The organism is Microbacterium sp. LS_15, from assembly GCF_041954735.1.
GTDB lineage: Bacteria > Actinomycetota > Actinomycetes > Actinomycetales > Microbacteriaceae > Microbacterium.
This window is the reverse complement of sequence record NZ_JAVAYD010000001.1, coordinates 341,055-363,617: the sequence shown is the minus strand read 5'-3', so window position 1 is coordinate 363,617 and position 22,563 is coordinate 341,055. Positions and strand designations below refer to the sequence as shown.

Below are 22,563 nucleotides of genomic sequence, written 5' to 3'. Positions count from 1 at the left end.
AATGCCCGAACGTGAGAGTGCCTCCCCTCAGCACGATCCGGACGCCCGCCTGGGTGACCTGTTCGAGAACCTCCCCGACCCCACGCAGCAGAGCCCGACGGTGGACAACACCCCGCCGGCCCCGGGGTCGCGTCGTGCGGCGCGCGAGGCCGCGACGCGTTCGGGCGCCAGGCTCGACGAGCCATCCGCCGGCCCCGCCGACGACGGGGCGCACGCGTCTCCCGTCGGTCATGAGGAGGCCGGCACACCGACACGCGCCGTCCCGGTAACGGCGTCGACCACGCCAGCCACGCCCGCCGCATCGGGGGAGCCGGACGCGACGTCGAGCAGTGCCCGGGCTGCCGGGCCCGCACGATCGGCGGAGCCGGCGCACGCCACAGGATCTCCGCGGTCCGACGACCTCGCGACGGAAACGCCGGCTCGCAGCGGCAGCCTCGACGATCTCTTCCACGATGACTCCCGCGACCAAGACAAGCCCGCCGCTCCGAAGAAGAAGCGCCGCACCGGGTGTCTCGTGGCGCTCATCATCGTGCTCGCGGTGATCGGCGGCATCGTCGCCGGCGGCGTGTGGGCGTGGAACACCTACGGCGACAAGATCAGCGACGCGATGGGGTGGGGCGAGCCCGACGACTGGGAGCCCGGTCAGGCCACCGGCGAGGTGCTCGTCACCATCAAGGAGGGCGACACGGGAGGGCCGGTCTCCAAGTCGCTGTTCGACGCGGGCGTCACCCGAACCGAGGACGTCTTCTACAACTACCTCGTCGACGAGAACATCGCAGTCACGTTCTACCCGGGCATCTACAGCCTGCAGGAGAAGATGACGGCGGAAGCGGCGCTCGAGGCCCTCCAGAACCCGGAGAACAAGAGGGAGAACTCAGCGAGCGTGTCCGAGGGGGCGACCATCGAGTCGTCGCTCCCGACGATCGCGGAGTCGCTGGGGATGCCGGTGGAGGACTTCCAGGCGGCCATCGACCTCGGGCCGGCCGCCTACGGCGTCGACGCGCAGAGCCTCGAGGGCTGGTTGTTCCCCGCCGTCTACACGTTCGACCCCGGCGTCACGGCCCAGCAGGTCATCCAGCGCATGGTGGACCGTACGTGGGAGTCGCTGAACGCGGCGGGCGTGCCGGCGGAGGATGCCCAGCGCATCCTCACGATCGCCTCGATCATCCAGCGCGAGGGAGCCACGGCGGACTTCGCGAAGGTGTCTCGCGTGATCCAGAACCGTCTCGACATCGACATGAAGCTGCAGATGGACTCGACGGCGCAGTACGGCTACGGCTCGCTGCATGAGGGCGTCGTGTCGAGCTCCGCCGAGGCGCTCGCTGATCCGAACCCGTGGAACACCTACGTCAACGTCGGGCTTCCCGTGACACCGATCGCGAGCCCGAGCGACGCGGCCATCAAGGCGGCGATGAGTCCGGCCGAGGGGCCATGGCTCTACTTCGTCACCATCAACCTCGCGACCGGTGAGACGCAGTTCTCGGAAACCTACGAGGAGCACCTCCAGGGCGTGGAGAAGTGGGAGAAGTGGTGCCAGGAGAACCCCGACGGAGGATGCTCGGCGGGATGACCCGGTCGAACCTCGCTGTCTGGGGCGACCCGATCGCGCACTCCCGCTCCCCGCAGCTGCACAGCGCGGCCTACCGCGCACTCGGCCTGGACTGGGAGTACACCAGGCGCCGGGTCGACGAGGTCGCGTTCGGCGATGCGCTGGCGTCTCTCGACGACTCCTGGCGGGGCCTCTCGCTCACGATGCCCTTGAAGGAGCAGGCGCACCGGGCGGCGGTGATCCGCGACCGGCACGCCGACCTCACGGGCGCCGTGAACACCCTGCTCCTCGCCGACGGGCCGCAGGGCTTCAACACCGATGTGGGCGGGATCATCGACGCACTGGGTGAGGACGGCATCGCGGACGTCGACTCGGTTCGGATCCTCGGGGCCGGCGCCACGGCGGCATCCGCTCTCGTGGCCGTCGCCGAGATGGGCGCGCGACGGGTCGACGTGCGCGCACGTCGCCCGCGCCGCGCCGAGGGGCTGCTCGGTCTCGCCGTGCGTCTGGGGCTCACCGGTTCCGTGCAGACCTTCGACGCCTCGGCCGAGCCTGTGGCCGTGACGATCGCCACGCTGCCCACAGGGACGTCGCTCGACGAGCGCGTGGTCGCACGGCTCGGCGAGAACGGCGGCGTGCTGTTCGACGTCGCCTACGCGCCGTGGCCGTCCACCCTCGCCGCGCGGTGGCCCGGCCGATCGATCTCGGGTCTCGGGATGCTGTTGCACCAGGCCGTGCGTCAGATCCGCATCTTCCACCACGGCGATCAGGACCGCGCCCTGCCCGACGAAGAGAGCATGGTCGAGGCGATGCGCGGGGTTCTGCGGTCGTAGGACGACACGGGGCACGAGCGGGGTCGCGGCTCATGGGAGACTAGAGCAATGCTCCGCGTGCTCACGGCCGGCGAATCGCACGGCCCAGAACTCATTGCCGTCATGGAGGGCCTGCCCTCGGGTGTTCCGGTGTCGTCCGAGGCCATCCAGGCCGACCTGGCGCGACGGAAGCTCGGCTATGGCCGGGGATCGCGCATGAAGTTCGAGCAGGACGAGCTCTCCATCTCGGGCGGCGTGCGGCACGGCAAGACGCTCGGCAGCCCGATCGCCCTGCGCATCGGCAACACCGAGTGGCCGAAGTGGATCGAGGTCATGAACCCCGAGCCCATCGAGCTCACCGACCGGTCGCGGGGACGGAGCGCCCCGCTCACCCGTCCGCGGCCGGGTCACGCCGACCTGGTCGGCATGCAGAAGTACGACTTCGACGAGGCCCGACCGATCCTGGAGCGTGCCAGCGCCCGGGAGACGGCAGCCCGCGTGGCGCTCGGAGCGGTCGCGCGGTCGTTCCTCGGCGAGCTCGGCATCCGTCTCGTCAGTCACACCCTGTCGATCGGCCCCGTGCGGGTGCCGGAGGACGCCGAGCTGCCCACGCCAGACGACGTCGAGGCTCTGGACGCCGATCCGCTGCGCTGCTTCGACGCCGAGACCTCCGCACGTATGGTCGCCGAGGTCGACGACGCGAAGAAGGACGGCGACACGCTGGGCGGCATCGTCGAGGTGCTCGCGTACGGCCTGCCGCCGGGGCTCGGATCGCACGTGCACTGGGACCGCCGCCTCGACGCCCGTCTGGCGCAGGCGCTCATGAGCATCCAGGCGATCAAGGGGGTCGAGGTCGGCGACGGCTTCGAGACGACCCGCCGCCGCGGCTCGGCCGCCCATGACGAGCTGTTCGCGACGGGCGACGGCATCACCCGCGGTTCCGACCGCGCAGGCGGCACCGAGGGAGGGATGTCGACGGGTACCGTCCTGCGCGTCCGCGCCGGGATGAAGCCGATCGCCACCGTCCCGCACGCGCTGCGCACGATCGACGTCGCGACCGGTGAGGACGCCACGGCGCACCACCAGCGCTCCGACGTGTGCGCGGTCCCCGCAGCAGGCGTGGTCGCGGAGGCCATGGTCGCGATCGAACTCGCCCGCGCCGTGCTCGAGAAGTTCGGCGGCGACAGCGTCGGCGAGACCCGCCGCAACCTCGAGTCGTACCTCGACGCCATCCCGGCCGAGCTGCGCACGGCTCCGGCCTCCGAGGCGGCGCTCATCGCGCATGACGAGCGAGGCTGACCCGCTGACGCTGGTGCTGGTCGGCCCGATGGCCGCCGGCAAGACCAGTGTGGGTCGTCGGGTGGCACGCCGACTCGGTGTCCCCTTCGTCGACACCGACAAGCGGGTCGTCAGCGCGCACGGTCCGATCCCGCAGATCTTCGCCGAGTTCGGGGAGTCGCGGTTCCGCGAGCTCGAGCGGGAGGCGGTCGCCGCGGCGCTGGCCGAGGGCGGCGTGATCTCCCTGGGCGGAGGAGCTGTCACGGACGCGGACACACGGGCCCTGCTCGCCGAGCACCCCGTCGTGTTCCTGACCGTCGCACCCGAGGCGGTCGTGCATCGGATCGGCGGGGGAGGGCGACCGCTTCTCGCGGGAGACGACCCCGTGACCGCGTGGACTCGCATCTTCGAGGAGCGCCGGGGCTGGTACGAAGAAGTGGCATCGGTCACGGTCGACACGTCGCGTCGACCGATGCAGCGGATCGCGGAGGAGATCGCCGCGTGGAGGAGAGGACTGGAATGAGCACCACGACCATCAGCGTGATGGGGGAGACACCGTACGACATCGCGATCGGCCGCGGCATCCTCGACCGGGTGTCGTGGGCGCTGGATCCCGGAGTGCGCAAGGTGCTCGTCGTGCATCCGCCGACGCTGGCCGCCCGCGCCGCCGAGCTGCGCGACCGATTGCTCGCCGACACGGCGAACGGCCAGCGCGAAGTGCTCCTCGCCGAGGTGCCGGACGCGGAGCAGGGCAAGCGTATCGAGGTCGCGGCGTTCTGCTGGCAGGTGATGGGGCAGGCCGACTTCACACGGACGGATGCCGTGATCGGGTACGGCGGCGGCGCCGTGACCGACCTCGCCGGCTTCGTCGCCGCGACATGGCTGCGCGGCGTGCAGGTCGTGCAGGTCCCGACGACGGTGCTCGGTCTGGTCGATGCCGCCGTGGGCGGCAAGACCGGGATCAACACCGCCGAGGGCAAGAACCTCGTCGGCGCGTTCTGGGCACCGCGTGCGGTGATCGGAGACCTCGACGAACTCGGCAGCCTGAGCCCGAACGAGGCGACCGCGGGCTACGCGGAGGTCGTGAAGGCGGGGTTCATCTGGGCGCCGGAGATCCTCGACATCATCGAGGCCGACCCGCAGCGCGCCGTCGACACCACGACGGACGAGTTCCGCCGCGCGGTCGAGCTGGCCATCGGCATGAAGGCGGAGGTCGTCTCCGACGACTTCCGCGAGGCCGGTCAGAGGGAGATCCTGAACTACGGTCACACGCTCGGTCACGCGATCGAACACGCGGAGCGCTACCGCTGGCGGCACGGCGCCGCCATCTCGGTCGGGATGCTGTACGCCGCCGAGCTCTCCCGCCTCGCGGGGCGCCTCCCCGACGCCGCGGCAGAGCGCCACCGGTCGGTCCTCGAGTCCCTCGGTCTGCCCACCTCGTACCGCGCCGGCGCGTGGCCGCAGCTGCTCGCGACGATGCAGCGCGACAAGAAGAGCCGGGGCGGCATGCTGCGCTTCATCCTGCTCGACGACATCGCGAAGCCCACCGTGCTCCAGGCACCCGACGAGTCGCTGCTGTTCGCGGCGTACCAGGAGGTGGGGGCGTGACGCGGCGGATCCTCCTCGTCAACGGTCCGAACCTCAATCTGCTCGGAACCAGGGAACCGGAGCTCTACGGCACCGCGACGCTCGCCGACGTCGTCGCCCTCACGACCGACGCCGCGGCCTCGCTCGGGTTCGAGCTCCGCGCGATCCAGAGCAATCACGAGGGCGTCCTGATCGACGCGATCCACGCCGCGCGGGAGGACTGCGCGGCGATCGTCATCAACCCCGGTGGCCTCACGCACACCTCGGTGTCGCTGCGGGACGCCCTCACGGGGGTGGCTCTCCCGTTCGCCGAGGTGCACATCTCGGACGTCTACGCCCGCGAGGAGTTCCGCCACCACTCCTACCTCGATGACGTGGCGGCCGTGCGCGTGATCGGGGAGGGCGTCTCGGGCTACGAGGCCGCCGTGCGACAGCTCGCCGCACTCATCCCGTAGAATCGACTGTCGGCCGCCCCGGTCTCCACCCGGATGAGAGCGGCCCCACGGACTCACGAAACGGAACTTCCGCGCATGGCATCTACCGCAGACATCAAGAACGGCGTCGTCCTCAGCATCGATGGACAGCTCTGGAGCGTCATCGAGTTCCAGCACGTGAAGCCCGGCAAGGGCGGTGCGTTCGTGCGCACCAAGCTGAAGAACGTCGTCTCCGGCAAGGTCGTCGACCGCACCTACAACGCCGGCGCGAAGATCGAGATCGAGAACGTCGACCGCCGCGACTTCACCTACCTGTACACCGACGGCGACGGCTACGTCTTCATGGACCAGACCGACTTCGACCAGATCACGGTCGGCGCTCCGACGGTCGGCGACGCGAAGAACTTCCTGCTCGAGAACCAGCAGGTGACGATCGCGCTCAACAACGGCAACCCGCTGTACATCGACCTCCCCGCGTCGGTCATCCTCGAGATCACCTACACCGAGCCCGGTCTGCAGGGCGACCGCTCGTCGGCCGGCACGAAGCCCGCGACGCTCGAGACCGGCTACGAGATCCAGGTCCCGCTGTTCGTCGAGGCGGGCACGAAGGTCAAGGTCGACACCCGCACGGGCGACTACCTCGGCCGCGAGAAGTAAGGCGTGAGCGCCCGCACGAAGGCGCGCAAGCGCGCACTCGACATCCTGTTCTCGTCCGACGTCCGCGGCGACGACCTGGCGGTCACCCTCGCCGCCGAGGCGTCGCGCGCTGCCAGTGAGCCCGCTCGCGAGGCCTCCTGGCTGTACGCCCGCGAGGTGGTCGACGGCATCATCGACCACCGCGACGAGATCGACGAGCACATCACCACCCACAGCCGCGACTGGAAGCTGGAGCGGATGCCCGCGGTCGACCGGGCCCTGCTGCGGATCGGCGTCTGGGAGATCCTCTTCAACGACGAGGTGCCGACGGCCGTCGCGATCGACGAGGCGGTCGAGCTCGCCAAGGAGTTCTCGACCGACGATTCGGGCGCGTTCGTGCACGGCGTGCTCGCGCGGGTGGCCCGAGCGGCCTGAGCTGCCGTTGCGGCACCGCGGCGTCGCTGTCGGTGGTCCGGGAGACGATGACCAGATGAACGACTGGCGGTCTCTGCTCCCGGCGAGGGTCCGTGACGGCGACACCCCGCTCGCGCTCGGTGTCGAGCTGCGTCTGCGCGACGCGCGCGGTTCGTGGTCGGCACGTCCGCAGCGAGCGGCGAGCCCGCGCGACGTCGCCAAGCGCGAGGGGGAGATCCTGCTCGGCGTGCGCCCGCTCGTACGCAGCGAGGCCACGGGGGCGTGGATCCAGGGACAGGCGTCGTGGGATGCCGTCCGACGCCCCGGCTCGCAGTTCCCGGCCATCGCCTCACGCTGGTTCGCGGATCTGCTGAACATCTCCCGCGACTCCCTGCTCTCCGGGGCGTCGGGGGAGTGGCTCATCCTCGATCATGTCGAGTCGCCGCTCCTCTGGCCCCATCTGCGAGCGGCGGACGAGCACGGCGTGGCGCTCGTCTCGACGCGGAAGGACGTCACAGTCGAGCTCGCCGAGCGCGCGGTCGTGACCGGCGGTCTGCGTCGCGGCGACGACGGCGCCCTCCACCTGCGAGCGCAGGTCTCTTTCGACGACGTCGCCGTCCCGGCCGCCGACACGAGGGCGATCGGGCGCACCGGCGTGTACGCGGCATCCGTCGAGGGGAGCAGGATGAGACTGCGCCTGGGCGGCGTGGCGCTCGCGCCCTCGGTGCTGCCGCTGCTCGGAGTGGCCGGGGCCGTTGTCGTGCCGGAGGGGGAGGAGAGCGCCTTCCTCCGCGACGCCTACCCCCTTCTCGCCCGCAGCGTGGCCCTCCGCGGGGAGGGCGGCTTCACGCCGCCCCCGCTGCCCGCTCCGGTCGCCGTGCTCTCGGTCGACCACCTCCGGGGCGACAGCATCCGCTTCTCCCTCGGCTGGGAATACCCCGGGTTCGGTCGCTTTCCGCTCTCGAGCTCCGCCGACGTGGTGCGGGACGCCGTGGCCGAGCGCGCGCTCCTCTCGGCGATCGAGGCGGCGTGGCCGACGGCCTCCGGGATCCCGTTCGACGGAGGCGGCACGCTGCACGACGTTGACGCGGCGGAGTTCGCGACCCATGTCGTTCCCGCGCTGGAGGCGATCGGCGTGCGCACGGAGTCCACGGGGCGCCGCAAGACCTACAACGAATTGAGCGGAGAGCCGGAGATCACCGTCACCACGGTCGAGTCGACGGATGCGGACTGGTTCGACCTCGGCGTGATCGTGCGCATCGACGGGCGCAGCATCCCGTTCGAACCGCTGTTCTCCGCGCTGAGCACGGGGCGGAAGAAGCTGCTGCTCGTCGACGGCAGCTATTTCTCGCTCGCGCATCCTGCGCTCGGTCGCCTGCGCGATCTCATCGACGAGGCGGGCGAGCTGGACGAGTGGGAGACGGGTCCGCGGATCAACCGGCACCAGCTCGCCCTCTGGGAGGACTTCGAGGATCTCGCCGATGAGGCGATCCCCGCGGTCACATGGCGGGCGACCGCCGACGCTCTCCGCGGCGCGGAGGGCGTGCCGCACGTGCCGGCTCCCGCGTCGCTGACCGTCGGGCTCCGCCCGTATCAGCAGCAGGGCTTCGAGTGGCTCGCATTCCTGTGGGCGCATCGCCTCGGCGGGATCCTCGCGGATGACATGGGCCTCGGCAAGACTCTGCAGATGCTCGCGCTCGCGCAGCACGCGCGGGATGCCGGGGAGGTGCGCCCGTTCCTCGTGATCGCGCCGACCTCGGTGGTCGGGGCCTGGCGCTCCGAGGCGAGGCGCTTCGCCCCGGGACTTCGGGTCGCCGTGGTCGAGGCGACGACGGCAACGCGCGGTGGCATGCGACTCGACGAGATCGCGTCGACGGCGGATCTCGTCGTGACGTCGTACGCGGTGGCCCGGCTCGACGAGCGGGATTTCAGCGCCGTCGAGTGGGCCGCCCTGGTGCTCGACGAGGCCCAGTTCGTGAAGAATCCGGCCACGAGACTGCACCGCGCCGTCGCCGGATTCCCCGCCGACGTGACGTACGCCGTCACGGGGACTCCTCTGGAGAACAGCCTGTCGGATCTCTGGGCGCTGCTCGCGCTGACGGCTCCTGGACTGTTCGCGTCGGCCAGGGCGTTCCGCGAGCGGTACATCCAGCCGATCGAGCAGGGGAAGGTGCCGGAGAACGCCGAGGGAGGTCAGTACCGGCGTCGTCGACTGGAACAGCTGCGGCGTCGGATCCGCCCGCTCGTGCTGCGTCGCACCAAGGAGTCCGTCGCCCCCGAGCTGCCACCGAAGCAGGAGCAGGTGCTCGAGATCGAGCTGAGCCCTGCGCACCGGGCGGTCTACGACGTCGTGCTTCAGCGCGAGCGGCAGAAGGTTCTCGGTCTGCTGCAGGATCTCGATCGGAACCGCTTCATCGTCTTTCGTTCGCTCACCCTCCTGCGCATGCTGAGCCTCGCCCCCGGATTGATCGACGCGAGCGACGCGGGTGTCGGCTCGCGCAAGCTCGACGTGCTCCTCGAACGCGTCGCCGAGCTGCAGGCCGAAGGGCACCGCGCGCTGGTGTTCAGCCAGTTCACGTCCTTCCTCGACATGGCCGCGGAACGACTGGAGAAGGAGTCCGTGCCGTTCGCCCGGCTCGACGGGTCGACCAGGAGACGGCAGGAGGTCGTCGACGGTTTCGCCGCGGGGGAGCAGCCCGTGTTCCTCATCAGTCTCAAGGCCGGAGGATTCGGGATCACCCTCACGCAGGCCGACTACGTCTTCCTGCTCGACCCGTGGTGGAACCCGGCGGCCGAGGAGCAGGCGATAGACCGCACCCACCGCATCGGACAGACCGAGCAGGTGATGGTCTACCGGATGATCGCGGCGGGCACGATCGAGGAGAAGGTGCTCGACCTGCAGCGGCGCAAGGCGCGCCTCTTCACGGCGGTCCTCGACGACGACGAGCTGTTCGCGCAGACACTCACGGCCGACGACATCCGCGGTCTCTTCGACGCCGGGTGATTTCTCCCGGCCGGTCACCGCGGTCGTCCAGGAGCGCGCCGGTAGAATCGAACGGTTCACCTCAGGAGGAATGCATGCGGATCACGGGACTCGGCCACGCCGGGATGTTCATCGAGACGGTCGGCGGGAACATCATCTGCGACCCCGTCCTCGGGCCCTCTTTCTTCGGCTCGTGGTTCCCGTTCCCCGACAACCGCGGTCTCGACTGGGAGCGCTTCGGACGCGAGGCCGACTTCCTCTACATCTCGCACCGGCACCGCGACCACTTCGATCCGAAGCTGCTGGAGCGCTACATCCGCAAGGACATCGAGGTGCTTCTCCCGGAGTACCCGATCGACGACCTCGAGCAGGACATCCGTGCGCTCGGGTACACGAACATCAGGTACGCGCCGGCGGGCGAGATCATCGAGCGGGGCGACCTGAAGATCATGATCACGCCTCTCCGCGCGCCCAGCGACGGGCCGATCGGCGACTCCTCGCTGAGCGTCGACGACGGCACGGGCTCGGTGCTCAACCAGAACGACTCGCACCCGCTCGACCTCGAGAGCCTGCTGCACTTCGGCAAGCCGGATGCGTATTTCACGCAGGTCTCCGGCGCGATCTGGTGGCCCATGGTCTACGACCTGCCGCTGGACGCGAAGCAGAACTTCGCGAAGCTCAAGCGCGAGGCGCAGAACAAGCGCGCGATGTACTACATCGAGAAGGTCGATGCGCCCCACGTGTTCCCCATGGCGGGGCCGCCCATGTTCCTGCGCGACGACCTGTTCGACTTCAACGGGATCGGGCGCAACGGGGAGTCGATCTTCACGGACCAGAAGCAGTTCCTCGCGCACATGCGCGAGCTCGCGCCCCAGTACGACGGCCAGCTGTTCGTCCCCGGCACAGTCGTCACCGTCGACGACGGCGAGGTCACGACCGAGCAGACGCTCTACTCGGACGCCGAGCTCGCGCACATCTTCGACGAGAAGTGGGACTACCTCGAGGAGCAGCGCGCCAGCCGCCAGCAGGAGATCCGTGACGAAGTGGCCTCGCGTGCCGAGGTGCTGCCCGCCCAGGAGATGCTGGAGGAGCTCAAGGCCTGGTGGGAGCCGCTGCTGAAGAAGTCCCGCACCATCCGCCTCGGTGTGGGCGGCAACGTGCGCTTCAAGATCGGCGAACTCGACATGGTCGTGGACTTCCCGCGCGCGAAGGTGCGCGAGTACGCGGGCGAGGACTGCATCTACTGGTACACGATCCCCGCCGACCTCGTCTCCACCAACATCCGCGACCACGAGATCGACTGGTCGAACTCGATCTTCCTGTCGATGCAGTTCCAGGTCGGTCGCAGCGGCAAGTTCAACGAGTTCCTCACCACGTTCCTCAAGTGCCTCTCGGTCGACCGCATCGAGTACGTCGAGAACTGGTACCAGGAGCAGACCGACCAGACCGAGGATGCCGAGATCGGCGACTGGGTCGTGCAGCGGCGATGCCCGCACCTTCGCGCCGACCTCACCAAGACGGGGAAGGTCGACGACGACGGCATCCTGACGTGCAGCATGCACGACTGGAAGTGGGACCTCAAGACCGGTCGATGCCTCTCGACCACGGGTCACCCGATCCGCTCGAAGAAGATCGACGAGGTCACCGACGCCGTGCTCCGCGAAGCCAGCTGAGAGACGCGTCCTGCGCGTCCGATAGAGTGGAGAGGCAAGCAACCTTTAACACCGTCCCGTGAGGCGGAGAAGGGAGCGGCTGATGGGCGCACGAACCGTGCTGCACGACGCCGATATCACGCGGGCACTGACCCGCATCGCGCATGAGATCCTCGAGTCGAATCGTGGATCTGAGAACCTCGTCCTGCTGGGCATTCCGACCCGCGGAGTGGCTCTCGCCCAGCGCCTCGCCCGTCTGATCGGCGAGATCGCGCAGACGTCCGTCCCCGTCGGGGCACTCGACGTCACTCTCTTTCGCGACGATCTCGCGAAGCATCCGACCAGGTCGCCGCATCCGACCGACATCCCTGCCGGCGGCATTGACGGACGCACCGTCGTGCTCGTCGACGACGTGCTGTTCTCCGGCCGCAGCATCAGGGCCGCCCTCGATGCTCTGCAGTCGATCGGGCGTCCCGCGGTCGTGCGCCTCGCGATCCTGGTCGACCGCGGCCACCGCGAGCTGCCGATCCGTCCCGACTTCGTCGGCAAGAACATCCCGTCCTCGCGGCAGGAACGAGTCAACGTGCGCCTGCGCGAGTACGACGGCGCCGAGGAGGTGACGATCGAGGCATGAGGCATCTCCTCGACACCCGCACTCTCGATCGCGCGACCGCCCTTCGCATCCTCGACGTCGCCGAGGACATGTCCGACACGCAGTCGCGCGAGATCAAGAAGCTCCCGACCCTGCGCGGCAAGACCGTCGTGAACCTCTTCTTCGAGGACTCCACCCGCACCCGCATCTCCTTCGAGGCCGCCGCCAAGCGCCTCTCGGCCGATGTGATCAACTTCGCCGCGAAGGGGTCGAGCGTCTCCAAGGGCGAGAGCCTGAAGGACACGGCCCAGACCCTGCAGGCCATGGGCGCGGATGCCGTCGTCATCCGCCACCACGCCTCGGGCGCCCCGCAGACCCTCGCGACGAGCGGATGGATCTCGGCGGGCGTGGTGAACGCCGGAGACGGCACGCACGAGCACCCCACCCAGGCGCTGCTCGACGCCTTCACCATCCGCAAGCGCCGGTTCGGCTCGGAGAGCCGCGAGCGCGATCTCTCCGGCATCCGGGTGGTGATCGTCGGCGACGTCCTGCACTCGCGGGTGGCCCGATCCAACGTCTGGCTGCTCACCACGTTGGGTGCTGAGGTGACTCTCGTCTCGCCGCCGACGCTGGTCCCGCAGAACGTGTCGCTCTGGCCGGTGCGCGTGGTGTACGACCTCGACCAAGCACTCGCCGACGAGCCGGATGCCGTCATGATGCTGCGAATCCAGCTGGAGCGGATGAACGCCGCGTATTTCCCGACTGAGCGGGAGTATTCCCGTCGGTGGGGACTCGACGCACGGCGCGTGGCCGCTCTGCCGGACGATAGCATTGTCATGCATCCCGGACCCATGAACCGCGGGTTGGAGATCTCCTCCGAAGCCGCCGATTCGCCGCGCTCCACCGTGCTGGAGCAGGTCACCAACGGGGTGTCCATCCGGATGGCAGTGCTGTACCTGCTCCTTGCGGGCGAACGAGACGACGAACGAGGGGGAGACCTGTGAGCGAGACCCTCGTCATCACCGGCGCACAGCTTCTCGGCGCTGAGAGCGCCGACATCATTGTGGAGGACGGGCGGATCGCCGAGATCGGCTCAGGACTCCAGCGGGCGGGCGCCCGCGTCATCGACGCCTCCGGCCTGGTCGCCCTGCCCGGCCTGGTCGACCTGCACACGCACCTCCGGGAGCCGGGCTACGAGGCGTCGGAGACCATCCTCACGGGAACGCGCGCCGCGGCGGCCGGCGGCTTCACCGCCGTCTTCGCGATGCCGAACACCTCGCCGGTCGCCGACACCGCCGGGGTCGTCGAGCAGGAGCTCGCGCTCGGGGAGGCCGCCGGGTACGCCACCGTGCAGCCGATCGGCGCCGTCACCGTGGGGCAGAAGGGCGAGCGGCTGGCCGAGCTCGGTGCGATGGCCTCGTCGCGCGCTCAGGTGCGGGTGTTCAGCGACGACGGCTTCTGCGTGTTCGACCCGCTGATCATGCGGCGCGCCCTGGAGTACGTGAAGTCGTTCGACGGCGTCATCGCTCAGCATGCTCAGGACCCCCGTCTCACCGAGGGCGCCCAGATGAACGAGGGCGTCGTCTCCGCGGAGCTCGGGCTCGCCGGATGGCCGGCGGTCGCCGAGGAGTCGATCATCGCGCGCGACGTGCTCCTGGCCGAGCACGTCGGCTCGCGCCTGCACGTCTGCCACCTCTCGACGGCAGGCTCGGTCGACATCATCCGCTGGGCGAAGAAACGGGGGATCGCGGTGACCGCCGAGGTGACACCCCACCACCTGCTGCTCACCGACGAGCTCGTCCGCGGTTACGACGCCCGGTACAAGGTCAACCCGCCGCTCCGGCGCGAGGAGGACGTGCTCGCCGTGCGCGAGGGCCTCGCCGACGGCACGATCGACATCGTGGCGACCGACCACGCCCCGCACCCGAGCGAGCACAAGGCGTGCGAATGGCAGGCCGCCGCGAACGGCATGGTCGGACTCGAGAGCGCACTGCGCGTCGTGCACCAGTCGATGGTGCAGACCGGACTGATCGGATGGAGCGACGTCGCCCGCGTCATGAGCGCCGCTCCCGCCCGGATCGGTCGCCTCGCGGGTCACGGCACCGCGCTCGAGGTGGGAGCCCCCGCGCAGATCACGCTGTACGACGCATCGGTCGCCGGCGTGTTCACGGAAGCGGACCTGCACGGCCGCAGCGCGAACTCGCCGTACCTGGGCCGCGATCTGCCCGGACGCGTCGAGTACACGATCCACGGTGGCACGGTGACCGTGGAGGCGGGCTCGGTGGTCGAGGAGCTGCACGCATGATCCCCAGGGACGTCGCGATCGCCGTGATGATCGCGCTGGCCGCGCTCGCGCTCCTCGCCATGCTCGTCGCCTGGCGGCGCCGACTCCGACGCGACGCGGGGCTCGCGGCCCCGCTCGGCGTCCCCGAGCACGCCGAGGTCCTCGATCGGCATGAGGTGCTGTACGTGTCCACGACGAAGCACGATCAGCCGCTCGAGCGCCTCGCCATGTCTCCGCTCGCCTACCGGGCACGGGGAGAGGTCGCGGTCACGGATCGCGGTCTCGCCCTCTGCCTCGACGGCGCGCCCACCGTGTTCCTCGCCAAGGAGCGACTCGCCGGTGTGGATCGGGCAACGGTCACGATCGACCGCGTGGTCGAGCCGGGCGGCCTCGTCAGGGTGGCCTGGAACGCCGCCGACGACACGGTCGTCGACTCCTACCTGCGCCTCACCGACGGCGACCCGAAGAACTTCATCTCAGAACTGCAGCGACTCGTCCCCGCCTCCGGCGCCGGTGATGACATCGCCACGACCGACACAGGAGAACAGCCATGACCTCCCTCCCCGAACCCGCCGTCCTGGTCCTCGAGGACGGCACCCGCCACAGCGGCCGCGCATACGGCGCCCTGGGCACCACGCTCGGCGAGGTCGTCTTCGCGACCGGCATGTCCGGCTACCAGGAGACGCTCACCGACCCGTCGTACGCCGGACAGATCGTCCTGCAGACGGCCCCGCACATCGGCAACACCGGCATGAACGACGAGGACCCCGAGTCGCGTCGCATCTGGGTCGCCGGCTACATCGTGCGCGACCCCTCGCGGGTCGTGTCGAACTGGCGCGCGAACGCCTCCCTCGACGAGATCCTCGTGCAGGACGGCATCGTCGGCATCAGCGGCATCGACACCCGCTCGATCACGCGTCACATCCGCTCGGCCGGCTCGATGCGCGGCGGCATCTTCTCGGGCGAGGCCGCGCGCCTCGACGCCGACGAGCAGCTGCGCATCGTGCGCGAGGCCCCGCAGATGGCCGGCCAGAACCTCTCGGCTCAGGTGTCGGTCGAGGTCGCCACGGTGACGGATGCCGTGGGTGAGAAGGTCGGCAACCTCGCCGTCCTCGACCTCGGCGTCAAGCAGGCGACGATCGACAACCTCGCCGCGCGCGGCTTCGAGGTGCACGTGCTGCCGCAGGACGTCACCATCGACGAGGTCCGGGCGATCGACCCCGTCGCGGTGTTCTACTCGAACGGCCCTGGCGACCCGGCCGCGTCCGGCGATCACGTCGAGCTCCTGCGCTCCGTCCTCGATGACGGGCTGCCGTTCTTCGGCATCTGCTTCGGCAACCAGCTGCTCGGACGCGCGCTCGGTCTCGGCACCTACAAGCTGCCGTTCGGCCACCGCGGCATCAACCAGCCGGTCCTCGACAAGCAGACCGGTCGCGTCGAGATCACCGCCCACAACCACGGGTTCGCGGTCGACGCCCCGCTCGACGGCTCCTTCGACAGCCCGCACGGCTACGGCAAGGTCGAGGTGAGCCACGTCGGCCTCAACGACAACGTCGTTGAAGGTCTCCGCGCCCTCGACATCCCCGCCTTCTCGGTGCAGTACCACCCGGAGGCCGCGGCCGGTCCGCACGACGCCAACTACCTCTTCGACCGCTTCCGCGAGATGGTCATCGCGAACAAGAAAGACGCTCAGTAATGCCCAAGCGCGACGACATCAACTCCGTTCTCGTCATCGGATCCGGCCCGATCGTCATCGGTCAGGCCTGCGAGTTCGACTACTCGGGCACTCAGGCCTGCCGGGTGCTGCGCGAGGAGGGCGTCCGCGTCATCCTCGTGAACTCGAACCCCGCCACGATCATGACCGACCCCGACTTCGCCGACGCGACGTACATCGAGCCGATCACCCCCGAGGTCATCGAGACGATCATCGCCAAGGAGAAGCCGGACGCCATCCTGCCGACCCTCGGCGGCCAGACCGCTCTGAACGCGGCGATGGCTCTCGATGAGCGAGGCATCCTCGCCAAGTACGGGGTGGAGCTCATCGGCGCCAAGGTCGACGCGATCAAGAAGGGCGAGGACCGCCAGGTCTTCAAGGAGCTCGTGCTCGAAGCGGGCGCGGACGTCGCCAAGAGCGTCATCGCGCACACCATGGACGACCTGCTCGCGGGGGCCGAGAAGCTCGGCTACCCGCTCGTGGTGCGCCCCTCGTTCACGATGGGCGGCCTCGGCTCGGGCTTCGCCTACGACGAGGAGGACCTCCGCCGCATCGGCGGGGCCGGACTGCGCGACTCCCCGACGACGGAGGTGCTCCTCGAGGAGTCGATCCTCGGATGGAAGGAGTACGAGCTCGAGCTCATGCGCGACACCGCCGACAACACGGTGGTCGTGTGCTCGATCGAGAACGTCGACCCCGTCGGCGTGCACACGGGCGACTCGATCACGGTCGCCCCCGCGCTCACGCTCACCGACCGCGAGTACCAGAAGATGCGCGACATCGGCATCGACATCATCCGCGCGGTCGGCGTCGACACCGGAGGCTGCAACATCCAGTTCGCGGTCGATCCGACGAACGGGCGCATCATCGTCATCGAGATGAACCCGCGTGTCTCCCGCTCGAGTGCGCTCGCCTCCAAGGCGACCGGGTTCCCGATCGCGAAGCTCGCCGCGAAGCTCGCCCTCGGATACCGGCTCGACGAGATCCCGAACGACATCACCGGCGTGACGCCCGCGAGCTTCGAGCCGACGCTCGACTACGTGGTCGTGAAGGTCCCGCGCTTCGCGTTCGAGAAGTTCCCGGCCGCCGACGCCACGCTCACCACGACCATGAAGTCGGTCGGCGAGGCCATGGCCATCGGCCGCAACTACGCGACCGCACTGCAGAAGGCGCTCCGCTCGCTCGAGAAGCGCGGCTCCAGCTTCCACTGGGGCGCGGAGGACCGGTCGGTCGAGGAGCTCCTGGAGATCGCGAAGACCCCGACGGACGGACGCATCGTCACGCTGCAGCAGGCGCTGCGCAAGGGCGCGACCGTCGAGCAGGCCTTCGAGTCGACGGCGATGGACCCGTGGTTCCTCGACCAGATCGTGCTCATCAACGAGGTCGCCGAGCTCGTGCGCACGGCGCCAGAGCTCGACGCGGCGACCCTGCGGTACGCCAAGGAGCACGGCTTCTCCGACGCACAGCTCGCGCAGCTGCGCGGCGAGACGGAGGCGGAGATCCGCGGGGTCAGGCACGGCCTCGGCATCCGCCCGGTGTACAAGACGGTCGACACGTGCGCCGGCGAGTTCCCCGCCCTCACGCCGTACCACTACTCGAGCTACGACTTCGAGACCGAGGTGCAGCCCTCCGAGCGCACGAAGGTCGTGATCATCGGGTCCGGTCCCAACCGCATCGGTCAGGGTGTCGAGTTCGACTACTCCTGCGTGCACGCGTCGTTCGCTCTCGCGGACGCGGGCTTCGAGACCGTCATGGTCAACTGCAACCCGGAGACCGTGTCGACCGACTACGACACCTCCGACCGTCTGTACTTCGAACCGCTGACGCTCGAGGACGTGCTCGAGGTACTCGACGCCGAAGCGGCGAGCGGCACGATCCTCGGCGTGGTCTGCCAGCTGGGCGGTCAGACGCCGCTCGGGCTGGCGAAGGGCATCGAGGCGGCCGGATACACCGTGCTGGGCACCAGCCCCGAGGCGATCGACATCGCGGAGGAGCGCGAGCTCTTCTCGCAGCTGCTCGACTCCGCCGGCCTGCTCGCGCCGCGCCACGGCACGGCGATCGACGTGGAGGGCGCCGTGGCCGTGGCCGAGGAGATCGGCTACCCGGTGCTGGTGCGTCCGAGCTTCGTGCTCGGCGGACGCGGCATGGAGATCGTCTACTCCACCGAGTCGCTGCGCGACTACTTCGTGCGCACCGCCGACGAGGTCGTGATCGAGGAGGGCAAGCCCCTGCTCGTCGACCGCTTCCTCGACGACGCGATCGAGCTCGACGTCGACGCGCTGTACGACGGCACCGACCTGTTCATCGGCGGCGTGATGGAGCACCTGGAGGAAGCCGGCATCCACTCCGGCGACTCGAGCTGCACCCTGCCTCCCGTGTCGCTCGGTCGCAGCGACGTCGACCGCGTCCGCGAGGCCACCCTGGCCATCGCGAAGGGCGTGGGCGTGCGCGGCCTGCTCAACGTGCAGTTCGCGATCAGCGCCGGCGTGCTCTACGTCATCGAGGCGAACCCGCGCGCGAGCCGCACCGTGCCGTTCGTGTCGAAGGCCCTGGGGATCCCCATGGCGAAGGCCGCGAGTCGCATCATGGCCGGTGCGACCGTCGCCGAGCTCCGCGCCGAGGGCATGCTGCCAGAGCAGGACGGATCGCGCGTGCCCCTCGACGCCCCGGTGTCGGTCAAGGAGGCCGTGCTGCCGTTCAAGCGGTTCCGCACCGCCGACGGCAAGACCGTCGACTCGGTCCTCGGGCCGGAGATGCGCTCCACGGGCGAGGTCATGGGCATCGACCGCGACTTCCCCACGGCGTTCGCGAAGAGCCAGGCCGCGGCGTACGGGGGGATGCCGACCTCGGGCACCGTGTTCATCTCGGTCGCCGACTCCGACAAGCGCGCCGTCATCCTGCCGGCTCACCGCCTGCAGCAGCTGGGCTTCACGATCGTCGCGACCGAGGGCACGGCCGAGATCCTCTCGCGCAACGGCATCGCCGTGACCGTGGTCGAGAAGTACAGCGACACGCAGGAGTCGGGCGCCCGCAACATCGTCGACCTCATCAACGACGGCGAGATCGACATCGTCGTGAACACGCCGTCGGGCGGTGCGGCACGTGCCGACGGCTATGAGATCCGCGCCGCAGCGGTCGCCGCCGACAAGGCGCTGTTCACCACGATGGCTGTGCTCGGTGCGGCCGTGAGCGGCATGGATGCGGCGCATGAGGGGTTCCAGGTGAAGAGCCTCCAGGAGTACGCACTCGACCGGAAGGTCGCGGTGTGACCACTCCCTTCGGTGAGCGGGTCCGCGCCGTCGTCGACGAGCGCGGCCCGCTCTGCGTCGGCATCGATCCGCACCCCGGGCTGCTCGACGACTGGGGGCTCGGGCAGGACGCGTCGGGTGTGCGCGACTTCGGTCTGCGCACGGTCGAGGCGGCCGCCGGGCGGGCGGGCATCGTGAAGCCGCAGGTGTCGTTCTTCGAGCGCTTCGGCTCCGCCGGATTCGCCGCTCTGGAGGACGTCCTGTCAGCGGCACGGGCAGCAGGGCTGATCGTGATCGCCGACGCCAAGCGCGGCGACATCGGCACCACGATGGACGCGTACGCCGCGGCCTGGCTCACACCGGGTTCGTCGCTCGAGGCCGACGCGCTGACCGTCAATCCGTTCCTCGGGGTCGGCGCGCTCGACGGCACGTTCGACCTCGCGCACGCGCACGGCAAGGGCGTGTTCGTGCTCGCGGCGACCAGCAACCCCGAGGCGGAATCGCTGCAGCGCTCGCAGTCCGCGACGGGCCGCTCGGTGTCGGCGGACATCGTCTCCGTGGTGTCCGCGCGCAACGCCGAGCAAGGCCGTACGGGGGAGTGGGGGAGCATCGGCTTCGTCATCGGCGCGACCGTCGACTGGACGGATGCCGGACTCGCCGCGTACACCCCGGTTGCCCCGATCCTCGCTCCGGGCTTCGGGGCACAGGGCGCCTCGCCCGTCGATGTGCACCGTCGCTTCGGCTCGATGAGCGCCGCTGTCATCGCGAGCGAGAGCCGCAGCATCCTGAAGGCGGGTCCGCATGATCTCGCTGCCGCCATCGACGCCCGCGTCGCCGAGTACAGAGAGGTCAGCCGTGGCTGAGGCTCGTCCCGTTCCCGAAGTCGACCGCGCCGCCGCCGCCCGCAAGGCCGTGGAGCGCCGACGCGCGCGTGCTGCGCTGAAGCGCGATCTCACGATGCGCGTGACGACGCCGCAGAGCGTACTCGCTCGCGCGACCGCCGACCCCGACTCGGTCGAGGGGTCGATGCGCATCACCGACTTCCTGCTCGCTCTCCCGGCGATCGGGGCGGGCAAGCGCGACCGCATCCTCGACGACCTGGGCATCTCGCCGGTCAAGCGACTCGGCGGCCTCGGCGTTCGTCAGCGTGCGGCGTTGTCGCGCTGGCTCGACGAGCGCTTCCCGGTGATCGAGCCGCGCGGCGGTCGTAGCCGCCTTCTCGTCCTCGCGGGTCCGACGGCGGTCGGCAAGGGGACCGTGGCTGCGTACATCCGCGAGCACAATCCCGAGATCCACCTGTCGGTGTCGGCGACGACGCGTGCGCCGCGCCCCGGAGAGATCGACGGCGTGCACTACTTCTTCGTCGACGATGCGGAGTTCGATCGGCTCATCGAGGCCGGCGAACTGCTCGAGTACGCCGTGGTGCACAACCGCTCCCGGTACGGGACCCCTCGTGCGCCGATCGACGCCGCTCTGGCCGCCGGGAAGACCGTGCTGCTGGAGATCGACCTGCAGGGCGCGCGCCAGGTGCGCAAGGCGGAGCCGAGCGCGACGCTGATCTTCCTGCTGCCGCCCACCTGGGACGAACTGGTGCAGCGACTCGTCGGACGCGGGACGGAGGGGCCGGAGGAGCGTGCCCGTCGTCTGCGCACGGCGAAGGTCGAGCTGGCCGCCCAGAACGAGTTCGATCACCTCGTCGTGAACGAGGACGTCGCCGCTGCGGCCGCCGAGGTCGTAGAATTGTCTTCAAGCTCTGCGCGCTGAGTCTTCTCGCGCGCCCATTGCGCCGTCTTCGCCGCGACGAACCCGTCGCCTGATCAGGAGGTCACCATGGCCGGACACCACAACAAGGGCATCATCGATCCCCCCATCGACAACCTTCTCGACCGAGTGGACTCCAAGTACGAGCTCGTCATCTACGCGGCGAAGCGCGCGCGCCAGATCAACGACTACTACTCGGACCTGCACGAGGGCAACCTCTTCGACAACGTCGGCCCGCTCGTCGACTCCTCCGTCGAGGACAAGCCGCTGACCATCGCTCTGCACGAGATCAACGAGGACAAGCTCCGCCTGCGTCACGCAGAGTGACCTCCTGTGACCGCGCCGCCCGCTGATGTCGGCGGCGCGGTTCACAATGGGGACCATCCCCTGCACACCGATCGATCCCGTTCTGGAGCACCGATGAGCGCCCTGCGTCTGTTCACGTCCGAGTCCGTCACCGAAGGGCACCCGGACAAGATCTGCGACCAGATCTCGGACAGCATCCTCGACGGGCTCCTCGCCAAGGACCCGGGCTCCCGCGTCGCGGTCGAGACCCTCGTGACCACCGGGCTCGTGCACGTCGCCGGTGAGATCCGCACCGACGCCTACGTCGACATCCCGACGATCGTGCGTCAGGTCGTGAACGGCATCGGCTACACCTCGAGCGACACCGGTTTCGACGGCGACTCGTGCGGTGTCAGCGTGTCGGTGGGCGAGCAGTCCTCCGACATCGCCCACGGCGTCGACAACGCGCAGGAGCATCGCGACGGCTCCTCGATCGATCCGCTCGACGGGCTCGGAGCCGGCGACCAGGGCATCATGTTCGGCTTCGCGACGAACGAGACGCCGCAGCTGATGCCGATGGCCGCGTGGACGGCGCATCGCATCGCCGAGCGCCTCACCGAGGTCCGTCGGTCGGGCGTGCTGCCGTTCCTCCGCCCGGACGGCAAGACGCAGGTCACCCTCGGCTACGACGGCTTCACCCCGCGGACCGTCGACGCCGTCGTCCTGTCCACGCAGCACAACCCCGACATCTCCCAGGAGGAGCTGCAGGCGCAGGTGCGCGAGCACGTCATCGATCCGGTTCTCGCGACCACGGGTCTCGACCTCGACGACGTCACCTACTACATCAACCCGGCGGGCCCGTTCGTGACGGGCGGCCCCAAGGGGGATGCCGGGCTCACCGGCCGCAAGATCATCATCGACACCTACGGCGGTGCCGCACGTCACGGCGGCGGAGCGTTCAGCGGCAAGGACCCGTCGAAGGTCGATCGTTCGGGCGCCTACGCCACGCGCTGGGTGGCCAAGAACGCCGTCGCCGCCGGTCTCGCCGAGCGTCTGGAGGTGCAGGTCGCCTACGCGATCGGCGTCGCGCGGCCCGTCGGACTCTACGTCGAGACGTTCGGCACGGGCACGGTCTCCGACGAGGCGATCACCCGGGCGATCCTCGACGTCTTCGACCTGCGCCCGCAGGCGATCATCGAGCAGCTCGACCTGTTGCGGCCGATCTACGCGCAGACCGCCGCCTACGGGCACTTCGGCCGCGAGCTCCCCGACTTCACCTGGGAGCGCACGGATCGCGCCGAGGAGCTCCGGCGGGCAGCCGGCCTCTGAGCGCG

At 69.6% G+C, this 22,563-nt stretch carries 20 protein-coding genes; all 20 read left to right on the top strand.

All coding sequences use genetic code 11. The annotated features are described in order from the left end of the window. The first annotated feature begins 1 nt into the window (after position 1). The 20 genes from mltG to metK all read left to right on the top strand — a co-directional run bounded on the left by mltG (position 2) and on the right by metK (position 22,558). The gene (gene mltG, locus RAC69_RS01785; protein WP_375084713.1) at positions 2–1,570 is read left to right on the top strand and encodes an endolytic transglycosylase MltG; all 1,569 of its coding nucleotides are present in this window, start codon (positions 2–4) and stop codon (positions 1,568–1,570) included. After that, entirely contained in the window at positions 1,567–2,382 is an 816-nt protein-coding gene (locus tag RAC69_RS01780; RefSeq protein WP_375084711.1) for a shikimate dehydrogenase family protein, read from the top strand. The genes mltG and RAC69_RS01780 overlap by 4 nt, the downstream gene beginning before the upstream one ends. Before the next feature lie 48 nt (positions 2,383–2,430). Continuing rightward, on the top strand, positions 2,431–3,660 hold the full coding sequence (gene aroC, locus RAC69_RS01775; RefSeq protein WP_341934413.1) for a chorismate synthase: 1,230 nt from the start codon (positions 2,431–2,433) through the stop codon (positions 3,658–3,660). After that, positions 3,644–4,162, top strand: coding sequence for a shikimate kinase (locus RAC69_RS01770; RefSeq protein WP_375084709.1), 519 nt, complete (start codon positions 3,644–3,646; stop codon positions 4,160–4,162). The genes aroC and RAC69_RS01770 overlap by 17 nt, the downstream gene beginning before the upstream one ends. Then, the gene (aroB, locus tag RAC69_RS01765) at positions 4,159–5,247 is read left to right on the top strand and encodes a 3-dehydroquinate synthase (RefSeq protein WP_375084708.1); all 1,089 of its coding nucleotides are present in this window, start codon (positions 4,159–4,161) and stop codon (positions 5,245–5,247) included. The genes RAC69_RS01770 and aroB overlap by 4 nt, the downstream gene beginning before the upstream one ends. After that, on the top strand, positions 5,244–5,681 hold the full coding sequence (aroQ, locus tag RAC69_RS01760; RefSeq protein ID WP_375084707.1) for a type II 3-dehydroquinate dehydratase: 438 nt from the start codon (positions 5,244–5,246) through the stop codon (positions 5,679–5,681). Before aroB ends, aroQ begins: the two co-directional genes overlap by 4 nt. A gap of 75 nt (positions 5,682–5,756) precedes the next feature. Further along, positions 5,757–6,317: an elongation factor P gene (efp, locus tag RAC69_RS01755; protein ID WP_091233358.1), complete on the top strand. Its 561-nt coding sequence runs from the start codon at positions 5,757–5,759 to the stop codon at positions 6,315–6,317. Between the two features lie 3 nt (positions 6,318–6,320). Continuing rightward, positions 6,321–6,731, top strand: coding sequence for a transcription antitermination factor NusB (gene nusB / locus RAC69_RS01750; RefSeq protein ID WP_096716109.1), 411 nt, complete (start codon positions 6,321–6,323; stop codon positions 6,729–6,731). Positions 6,732–6,786: 55 nt separating this feature from the next. Beyond that, positions 6,787–9,714 carry a DEAD/DEAH box helicase gene (locus tag RAC69_RS01745; RefSeq protein WP_375084705.1) on the top strand — a complete coding sequence of 976 codons (2,928 nt, stop codon included), beginning with the start codon at positions 6,787–6,789 and terminating at the stop codon, positions 9,712–9,714. A 74-nt stretch (positions 9,715–9,788) separates the two neighbouring features. After that, a complete protein-coding gene (locus RAC69_RS01740; protein ID WP_375084704.1) occupies positions 9,789–11,366 on the top strand; it encodes a Rieske 2Fe-2S domain-containing protein in 1,578 nt (525 codons plus the stop codon). A gap of 82 nt (positions 11,367–11,448) precedes the next feature. Then, a complete protein-coding gene (gene pyrR / locus RAC69_RS01735) occupies positions 11,449–11,979 on the top strand; it encodes a bifunctional pyr operon transcriptional regulator/uracil phosphoribosyltransferase PyrR (protein WP_375084702.1) in 531 nt (176 codons plus the stop codon). Further along, positions 11,976–12,941, top strand: coding sequence for an aspartate carbamoyltransferase catalytic subunit (locus RAC69_RS01730; protein ID WP_375084700.1), 966 nt, complete (start codon positions 11,976–11,978; stop codon positions 12,939–12,941). The genes pyrR and RAC69_RS01730 overlap by 4 nt, the downstream gene beginning before the upstream one ends. After that, positions 12,938–14,242, top strand: coding sequence for a dihydroorotase (locus RAC69_RS01725; protein WP_375084697.1), 1,305 nt, complete (start codon positions 12,938–12,940; stop codon positions 14,240–14,242). The genes RAC69_RS01730 and RAC69_RS01725 overlap by 4 nt, the downstream gene beginning before the upstream one ends. Beyond that, positions 14,239–14,775 carry a hypothetical protein gene (locus RAC69_RS01720; protein WP_375084696.1) on the top strand — a complete coding sequence of 179 codons (537 nt, stop codon included), beginning with the start codon at positions 14,239–14,241 and terminating at the stop codon, positions 14,773–14,775. The genes RAC69_RS01725 and RAC69_RS01720 overlap by 4 nt, the downstream gene beginning before the upstream one ends. After that, positions 14,772–15,917 carry a glutamine-hydrolyzing carbamoyl-phosphate synthase small subunit gene (gene carA / locus RAC69_RS01715; RefSeq protein ID WP_341934423.1) on the top strand — a complete coding sequence of 382 codons (1,146 nt, stop codon included), beginning with the start codon at positions 14,772–14,774 and terminating at the stop codon, positions 15,915–15,917. Before RAC69_RS01720 ends, carA begins: the two co-directional genes overlap by 4 nt. After that, positions 15,917–19,204 carry a carbamoyl-phosphate synthase large subunit gene (gene carB, locus RAC69_RS01710; RefSeq protein WP_375084695.1) on the top strand — a complete coding sequence of 1,096 codons (3,288 nt, stop codon included), beginning with the start codon at positions 15,917–15,919 and terminating at the stop codon, positions 19,202–19,204. The genes carA and carB overlap by 1 nt, the downstream gene beginning before the upstream one ends. Continuing rightward, positions 19,201–20,046 carry an orotidine-5'-phosphate decarboxylase gene (gene pyrF / locus RAC69_RS01705; protein WP_341934425.1) on the top strand — a complete coding sequence of 282 codons (846 nt, stop codon included), beginning with the start codon at positions 19,201–19,203 and terminating at the stop codon, positions 20,044–20,046. The genes carB and pyrF overlap by 4 nt, the downstream gene beginning before the upstream one ends. Continuing rightward, complete coding sequence (gene gmk / locus RAC69_RS01700; RefSeq protein ID WP_375084694.1) at positions 19,985–20,947, top strand: guanylate kinase; 963 nt, start codon at positions 19,985–19,987, stop codon at positions 20,945–20,947. Before pyrF ends, gmk begins: the two co-directional genes overlap by 62 nt. A 66-nt stretch (positions 20,948–21,013) precedes the next feature. After that, the gene (rpoZ, locus tag RAC69_RS01695) at positions 21,014–21,271 is read left to right on the top strand and encodes a DNA-directed RNA polymerase subunit omega (protein ID WP_045258544.1); all 258 of its coding nucleotides are present in this window, start codon (positions 21,014–21,016) and stop codon (positions 21,269–21,271) included. A gap of 93 nt (positions 21,272–21,364) precedes the next feature. Beyond that, positions 21,365–22,558, top strand: a complete 1,194-nt coding sequence (gene metK, locus RAC69_RS01690) for a methionine adenosyltransferase (RefSeq protein WP_375084693.1) — start codon at positions 21,365–21,367, stop codon at positions 22,556–22,558. Positions 22,559–22,563 lie beyond the last annotated feature (5 nt).